Here is a 6,781-nt window from a genome sequence, read left to right as displayed (position 1 = left end):
GACCCGGACGCTGCCGACGCCGACGTTCACGCTCCCGGCGCGTCCCACGCCGACGGTGCCCCCGCGACCGACGCCGACCGTCGAGCCGACCGTCGAGCCGACCGTCGAGCCGACGGTGGAGCCCACCGTCGAGCCGACGGTGGAGCCGGTGCCGCCGGTCCCGACGCAGGAGCCCGCGCCGGTGCCGACCGTCGAGCCGACTGTGGAACCCGAGCCGGTGCCGACCGTGGAACCCGAGCCGACGCCGACCACGGAGCCGACACCGACACCGACGGAGACGGAGACGGTCGCACCGTCGCCGTCGCCCTCCCCGACGGCCGACGCCGAGGCCGAGGCCGACGACGCCGGGACACCGGCGTGGCTGTGGTGGCTGCTCGGTCTGCTCGTCGTCGGTTCCGGTGTCGGGATCGTGCTCGCCGTCCGGGCGCGCCGCCGGACCGCCTGAGCGCCACGCTGAGGGCATGACCGACAAGCTCGACGTCAGGAAGGACCTCGACGCGTACCGCGCCCAGCGCGGCCGCTTCCGGATCCTCGACGTGCCCGACGTGCGGTACCTCATGGTCGACGGGCACGGGGACCCGAACACCTCCCCCGCCTTCGCGGCCGCCGTCGAGGCGCTCTACCCGGTCGCGTACACGCTGAAGTTCGCCAGCAAGCGCGAGCTCGGGCGCGACTACGTCGTCCCGCCGCTGGAGGGCCTGTGGTGGGCACGGGACATGGCGTCGTTCACGGCTGCGCGCGACAAGTCGCGGTGGGACTGGACGCTCATGCTCCTGGTGCCGGAGTGGATCGGCGGCGACCTGGTCGCGGCCTCGGTCGACAAGGCGAGCGCCAAGGCCCGGGTCCACGACGTCCGGCTGGAGCCCCTGTCCGAGGGCCGGTGCGTGCAGACGCTCCACGTCGGGTCGTTCGACGACGAGGCGGTCGTGCTGGCACAGCTGCACGACGAGTTCGTCCCGTCGAACGGGCTCCGCCTCACCGGGAAGCACCACGAGATCTACCTCACCGACTCGCGCCGGACCGCCCCCGAGAAGCAGCGGACCATCCTGCGGCAACCGGTCGCGCCGGCGTGAGACCGGTCCTGGTCGACCTGGCATAGTCGACACCGGACGCGGAGATCGACCGGAGGACGGGAACGCCATGGCCAACGTCGCCCTGAGGTGCACCAACCCGGCCTGCTCGGCGCGCGGCAAGGTGCAGACGACGAAGACGTGCGCGCTGTGCGGCCGGCCGACGGCCTGGTCCGTCCTGCGCGCCGGCCCTGCCGGGCAGGGACCGATCGGGCCGTTCTACACGACGCCGATGCCGCTCAAGCGGCACGAGCCCGCACCGCGTGCGCCCGGCGACGAGACGCGCACCTGCACGAACCCGACCTGCCCCCGCTACCACCTGGCGCAGGACGACCCGTACTGCGGTGCCTGCGGGAACGCGACCGTCGTCGCGACGACGCTCTAGGCCCGCCCGACCCGGGCCACGTGCTCCTCGGTCAGGCGCCTCATGGCGTCGCCGACCTGCGGTGTCGGCCGCCTGCCCGCGCGGTCGTGGAGGCCCCGCGCGAGGGAAAGCGCATGCCCTGACCTGCGACGACACCCGGACGGTGGAGATCGCTCGCCGATCGGGTGACCCGGCGCCCGTGGTCGATGTGCCCGCGGCGCGCACCTGGTTGGCTCGTCCGGACGGCTCTGGGCCGTCCACCGACAGGGGGCTGCGGGTGATGGTGTGAGACGACGACACGGGTGGATCCTCGGCGCGGGCGTGGCGGTGGTCGCGCTCCTCGCCGTCCCTGCCGTCCCGTTCCCGGCCGGGCACGTGGCGGACGTCGCGGACCGGTTCCAGCCGACCGGGTCCACCGAGAGCCTGCGGACCGTCGAGCCGCGGCGCTTCCCGTGCCTGAGCGACGTCCCGTGCCCCTCGGTCCAGGTCGGCTGGATGTTCGCCTCCGCCGTCACGACCGCCCAGCTGCGGCGCTGGCTCGACGACGCGCGCTTCTCGATGGCCATCGAGGGCGACTGCGCGAACCAGGACGCGATGGACCGGGACCTGTCGACGTGCTCGGCGGAGGGCGTCGTCGAGGGCGTGCACGTCTACGTGAGCGTGTCGCGCGACGTCGCCACCGGTGCGGGCGGCGTCTCGCTCTACGCCAGCTGAGGACCGGGCCGCCAGGCCCCCAAGGACAGTGACGGGTAGCGTCCGGAGGGCGGCTGCGCACACCGGCGTGCGCGCCCCGGTGCGAGGAGCTGCTGGTGGCGATCGTCAGTCCCTACCCCGACGTGGAGATCCCCGACCAGTCGGTCTTCGACTACGTGCTGGGGTCCCTGACCCCCGACGAGCTGCGCGCCGTCGCCGTCGTCGACGGGGAACGGGTGGTCACGTACGGCGACCTCGTCGAGCAGGTGCTGCTCGTCGCCGGTGCCCTGGCCGCCCGGGGCGTGGGACCCGGCGACGTGGTCGCGCTGCACGCCCCGAACTCGGCGGCGTTCGTCGCTCTGTTCCACGGGATCCTCCGGTCCGGAGCGACGGTCACCACGGTGAACTCGCTCTACACCGCCGACGACATCCGGCGGCAGCTGGCCGACTCGCACGCGGCCTTCGTCGTGACGGTGTCGGTGCTCCAGGAGCCGATGCTGGCGGGTGCACGGGCCGCGGGCGTGGCGGCCGACCGGATCGTGGTCGCCGACGGTGCCGACGGGTTCACCTCGTTCGCGGACCTGCTCGCGGAAGGCCGCGAGGCGCCCGACGTCACGATCGATCCCGCCACCCACCTGGCCGTCCTGCCGTACTCGTCGGGGACCACCGGGCTGGCCAAGGGCGTGATGCTCACGCACCGGAATCTCGTCGCGAACGTCGCCCAGTCGCGGCGGCTGATCCGGCTGACGCCCGACGACGTGGTCGCCGCGGTCCTGCCGTTCTTCCACATCTACGGCATGACCGTGCTGCTGAACCTCTCGCTGCGGCAGCGCGCCCGGCTGGTCACGCTGCCCCGGTTCGACCTCGCGCAGTTCCTCGGCACGATCGCCGCCCAGCGCTGCACCTATCTGTTCGTCGCTCCGCCGATCGCGCTGGCGCTCGCCCGGCACCCGCTGGTCGACGAGCACGACCTGTCCAGCGTGCACACGATCCTGTCCGGGGCCGCACCCCTGGACGGCGCGCTCGCGGACGCGGTGGCGGCACGCCTGGCCTGCCGGATGGTCCAGGGCTACGGGATGACCGAGATGAGCCCGGTGTCGCACGCGGTCCCGGCCGACCGTGACGACCTGCCCCGAGGGTCGATCGGCCTGCTCGTGCCGAACATGGTCGCCCGCGTCGTCGACCCGTCAGACGGCCACGACATCGACGTCCCCGCCGAGGGCCGGAGCGAGCCGGGCGAGCTCTGGTGCCAGGGGCCCAACGTGATGGTCGGGTACCTCGGCGACGACGCCGCGACGGCCGAGACGCTGGACGACGAGGGCTTCCTGCACACCGGCGACATCGTGACCGTCGACGCGAGCGGGTCGTTCTACGTGGTCGACCGGCTCAAGGAGCTGATCAAGTACCACGGCTACCAGGTCCCGCCGGCCGAGCTCGAGGCGCTGCTGCTCACCCACCCGGACGTGCAGGACGCGGCGGTGATCGGGGTGGCCGACGCCGATGGCCAGGAGACGCCGAAGGCCTTCGTCGTGAAGGCGGGCGACCTCGACCCCGACCAGCTCATGGCCTGGGTGGCCGAGCGCGTCGCGCCGCACAAGAAGATCCGGCAGGTCGCCTTCGTCGACGCCATCCCGAAGTCCTCGTCGGGAAAGATCCTCCGCAAGGACCTGCGCGCCTAGGACGGTGCGTGCCGGTCCAGGAACCGGTAGACCTCCGTGGTGTCCACGCCGGGGAACACGCCGACGGGCAGGGCGGCGAGCAGGGAGGCGTGCGGGCGCGCGCTGGGCCAGGCCTTGTCGGACCAGCGGTCGGCGAGCTCGGCCGGGGGCTGCCGGCAGCACATCGGGTCCGGGCAGCGCGAGGCGGAACGCTCGGTGGTCTCGCGGCCGCGGAACCAGCGGACGTGCGCGAACGGCACGCCCACGCTGACGGAGAAGACCCCCTGCGACGAGGGCTGGACGCGGGACGTGCACCAGTACGTTCCCGACGACGTGTCGGTGTACTGGTAGTACGGCGAGAACCGGTCGGCCAGCGTGAAGACGACGCGGGCGGTCCACTGCCGGCACACCGGCTGGCCCTCGATGGCCCCCAGCGCGTCCGACGGGAACACCACGCCGTCGTTCTCGTAGGCCTTGTGCAGGGTGCCGCCCTCGTGGACCTTCATGAAGTGCACCGGGATGCCCAGGTGCCGCGTCGCCAGGTTGGTGAACCGGTGGGCCGCCGTCTCGTAGGGCACCGCGAACGCGTCGCGCAGGTCCTCCACCGACAGCCGGCGCTCGGCCTTGGCCTCCTGCAGGAACGCCGCGGCGCCCTCCTCGGGGAGCATCAGGGCGGCGGCCAGGTAGTTGGCCTCGACGCGCTGTCGCAGGAAGTCGCCGTAGTCCTTCGGCTCGGCGTGGCCGAGCACGTGGCTGGCGATGGCCTGCAGCAATGGCGAGCGCGCATCGCTCGTGCCGGGGTTGCCCTGCGGGAGGTAGATGCGGCGGTGGGCCAGGTCGGTCACGGTGCGCGTCGAGTGCGGCAGGTCGGCGACGTAGTGCAGCCCGAACCCGAGGTGCGCGGCGATGTCGGCGGTCGCCCGCTGCGAGAGGGGTCCGCCGGGGTGGTCGATCGCGGCGAGCAGGCGGCGCGCGTGGACCTCGAGCTCCGGGAAGTAGTTGTCCTGCGCGCGCATCCGCGCCCGCAGCTCGGCGTTGGCGCGTCTTGCCTCCTCCGGCGTCGCCGCGTTCTCGGTGAGCAGCCGCTGCACCTCGGCCTGCAGCCGGACCAGCGCCTCGAGCGCGTCGGCGGGCAGCGTGCGGCCGACCTTGACGGTGGGGACGTTGAGCGACGCGAACAGCGGCCCGCGCTGCGCCCGCTCGAGCTCGACCTCCAGGGCCGCGCGTCGCGTGGGCGGGTCGGTGCGCAGGAGCTCGGCGAGCGGGACGTCGAGCGCCTCGGCCACCTGCGCCAGCAGCGAGAGCTTGGGCTCGCGGTGCCCGTTCTCGAGCATCGACACCTGGCTCGGCGCCCGGCCGATCGCCGTGCCGAGGTCGTCGAGCGTCATGTTCCGGCTCGTCCGCAGGTGCCGGATCCGTCGTCCCAGCACGAGCGTGTCGAGGCCGCCGTTGGCCGTCGTCGTCATGCCGTCCACGGTCTCCCACCCCCAACCCTTCTGTCCAGGAGAAGAACGGCCGATCTTCTGGCCTCCGTGCGGGGAAAGAACCGCTCGGGTCACGCGAACGTAGAGGTCAGGCAGAACCGCCGAGAAGAACCACCAAAAGATGGAGGATCACGATGAGCACCACCGGCGACCAGACGCAGACCGCGAGCGAGCTCGAGGCGAGCTGGGCCCTCGACCCCCGCTGGGCGGGCATCGAGCGGGTCCACACTGCGCAGGACGTCGTGGCGCTGCGCGGGTCGGTCCGCGAGGAGAGCACGCTCGCCCGGCGCGGGGCCGAGCGGCTGTGGCAGCTCCTGCACTCCCGAACGCTGCTGCCGGCGCTCGGCGCGCTCACCGGGAACCAGGCCGTCCAGCAGGTCCGTGCCGGGCTCGAGGCCATCTACCTCTCGGGCTGGCAGGTGGCCGCCGACGCCAACCAGGCCGGCCAGACCTACCCGGACCAGTCGCTGTACCCGGTCAGCTCGGTGCCGACCGTCGTCCGCCGGATCAACAACGCGCTCCTGCGGGCCGACCAGATCGACTTCGCCGAGAACGGCCGCCGGACCCGCGAGTGGCTGGCGCCGATCATCGCCGACGCCGAGGCGGGCTTCGGGGGACCGCTCAACGCCTACGAGCTCATGCACGCGATGATCGCGGCGGGCGCGGCCGGCGTGCACTGGGAGGACCAGCTGGCCGCCGAGAAGAAGTGCGGTCACCTGGGCGGCAAGGTGCTCGTCCCCACGTCGCAGCACGTGCGGACCCTGTCGGCGGCGCGGCTCGCCGCGGACGTCGCCGGGGTGCCGACGATCGTCGTCGCCCGGACCGACGCGCTGGGCGCTGACCTGCTGACCTCGGATGTGGACCCCCGCGACGAGCAGTTCCTCACCGGGGAGCGGACCGTCGAGGGCTACTACCGGGTGCGGAACGGGCTGGACCCCGTCGTGGCCCGGGCCGAGGCGTACGCACCGCACGCCGACCTGCTCTGGGTGGAGACCTCGACGCCCGACGTCAAGCTGGCCATCGAGTTCGCGGAGCGTCTGCACGACCGGTTCCCCGGCAAGCTCCTCGCCTACAACTGCTCGCCGTCGTTCCACTGGCGCTCGCAGCTGGACGACGCGCAGATCGCCCGGTTCCAGCGGGAGCTGGCCGGTCACGGGTACGTGTTCCAGTTCATCACCCTGGCCGGCTTCCACGCCCTCAACCACTCGATGTTCGACCTCGCCCACGGCTACGCCGCCCGGGGCATGAGCGCGTACGTCGAGCTCCAGGAGGCCGAGATCGCCTCCGAGACGGACGGCTACACGGCCACGCGCCACCAGCGCGAGGTCGGTACCGGCTACTTCGACCGTGTCGCCACCGCGATCTCCCCGAGCAGCGCCACCCTCGCGCTCGCCGGCTCCACCGAGACAGCCCAGTTCACCCACTGACCAGCCGACGGCGCCCCTGCCCGGCGGCGGCGCCCGCTGCACGGGGCGCCGTCGCCGGTACCGGGCGCCGTCGACACCCACCCTG

General features: G+C 73.0%; 7 protein-coding genes. 6 read left to right on the top strand and 1 reads right to left on the bottom strand.

The features are described from left to right. From AC1DZC_RS17220 to AC1DZC_RS17200, 5 genes are all read left to right on the top strand, one after another. Positions 1-445, top strand: a 445-nt coding sequence (locus AC1DZC_RS17220) for a hypothetical protein (protein ID WP_477044119.1), incomplete at its 5' end; no start/stop codon positions are given. 16 nt (positions 446-461) lie between these two features. After that, positions 462-1,073, top strand: a complete 612-nt coding sequence (locus tag AC1DZC_RS17215) for a GyrI-like domain-containing protein (protein ID WP_477044118.1) — start codon at positions 462-464, stop codon at positions 1,071-1,073. Between the two features lie 67 nt (positions 1,074-1,140). Next, positions 1,141-1,455, top strand: a complete 315-nt coding sequence (locus tag AC1DZC_RS17210) for a hypothetical protein (protein ID WP_477044117.1) — start codon at positions 1,141-1,143, stop codon at positions 1,453-1,455. Positions 1,456-1,719: 264 nt separating this feature from the next. Next, on the top strand, positions 1,720-2,148 hold the full coding sequence (locus AC1DZC_RS17205; protein WP_477044116.1) for a hypothetical protein: 429 nt from the start codon (positions 1,720-1,722) through the stop codon (positions 2,146-2,148). Between the two features lie 95 nt (positions 2,149-2,243). Beyond that, positions 2,244-3,806 carry an AMP-binding protein gene (locus AC1DZC_RS17200; protein WP_477044115.1) on the top strand — a complete coding sequence of 521 codons (1,563 nt, stop codon included), beginning with the start codon at positions 2,244-2,246 and terminating at the stop codon, positions 3,804-3,806. On the opposite strand, the gene AC1DZC_RS17195 is transcribed toward AC1DZC_RS17200, so the two are convergent. Continuing rightward, complete coding sequence (locus AC1DZC_RS17195) at positions 3,803-5,251, bottom strand: helix-turn-helix domain-containing protein (protein ID WP_477037731.1); 1,449 nt, start codon at positions 5,249-5,251, stop codon at positions 3,803-3,805. The two genes, AC1DZC_RS17200 and AC1DZC_RS17195, sit on opposite strands and share 4 nt — an antisense overlap. 152 nt (positions 5,252-5,403) lie before the next feature. On the opposite strand from AC1DZC_RS17195, the gene aceA reads away from it, so the two are divergent. Then, positions 5,404-6,696, top strand: coding sequence for an isocitrate lyase (gene aceA / locus AC1DZC_RS17190; RefSeq protein WP_477037732.1), 1,293 nt, complete (start codon positions 5,404-5,406; stop codon positions 6,694-6,696). The last annotated feature ends 85 nt before the right edge of the window (positions 6,697-6,781 follow it).

This window comes from Cellulomonas sp. P2_B4 (genome assembly GCF_056404795.1).
This window is presented reverse-complemented; position numbering and strand designations above follow the sequence as displayed.

Bases quoted from the DNA above. Each gene is read 5' to 3' on its own strand.
- aceA (WP_477037732.1), top strand. From the start codon at position 5,404: ATGAGCACCACCGGCGACCAGACGCAGACCGCGAGCGAGCTCGAGGCG.
- AC1DZC_RS17195 (WP_477037731.1), bottom strand. From the start codon at position 5,251: ATGACGACGACGGCCAACGGCGGCCTCGACACGCTCGTGCTGGGACGA.
- AC1DZC_RS17215 (WP_477044118.1), top strand. From the start codon at position 462: ATGACCGACAAGCTCGACGTCAGGAAGGACCTCGACGCGTACCGCGCC.
- AC1DZC_RS17210 (WP_477044117.1), top strand. From the start codon at position 1,141: ATGGCCAACGTCGCCCTGAGGTGCACCAACCCGGCCTGCTCGGCGCGC.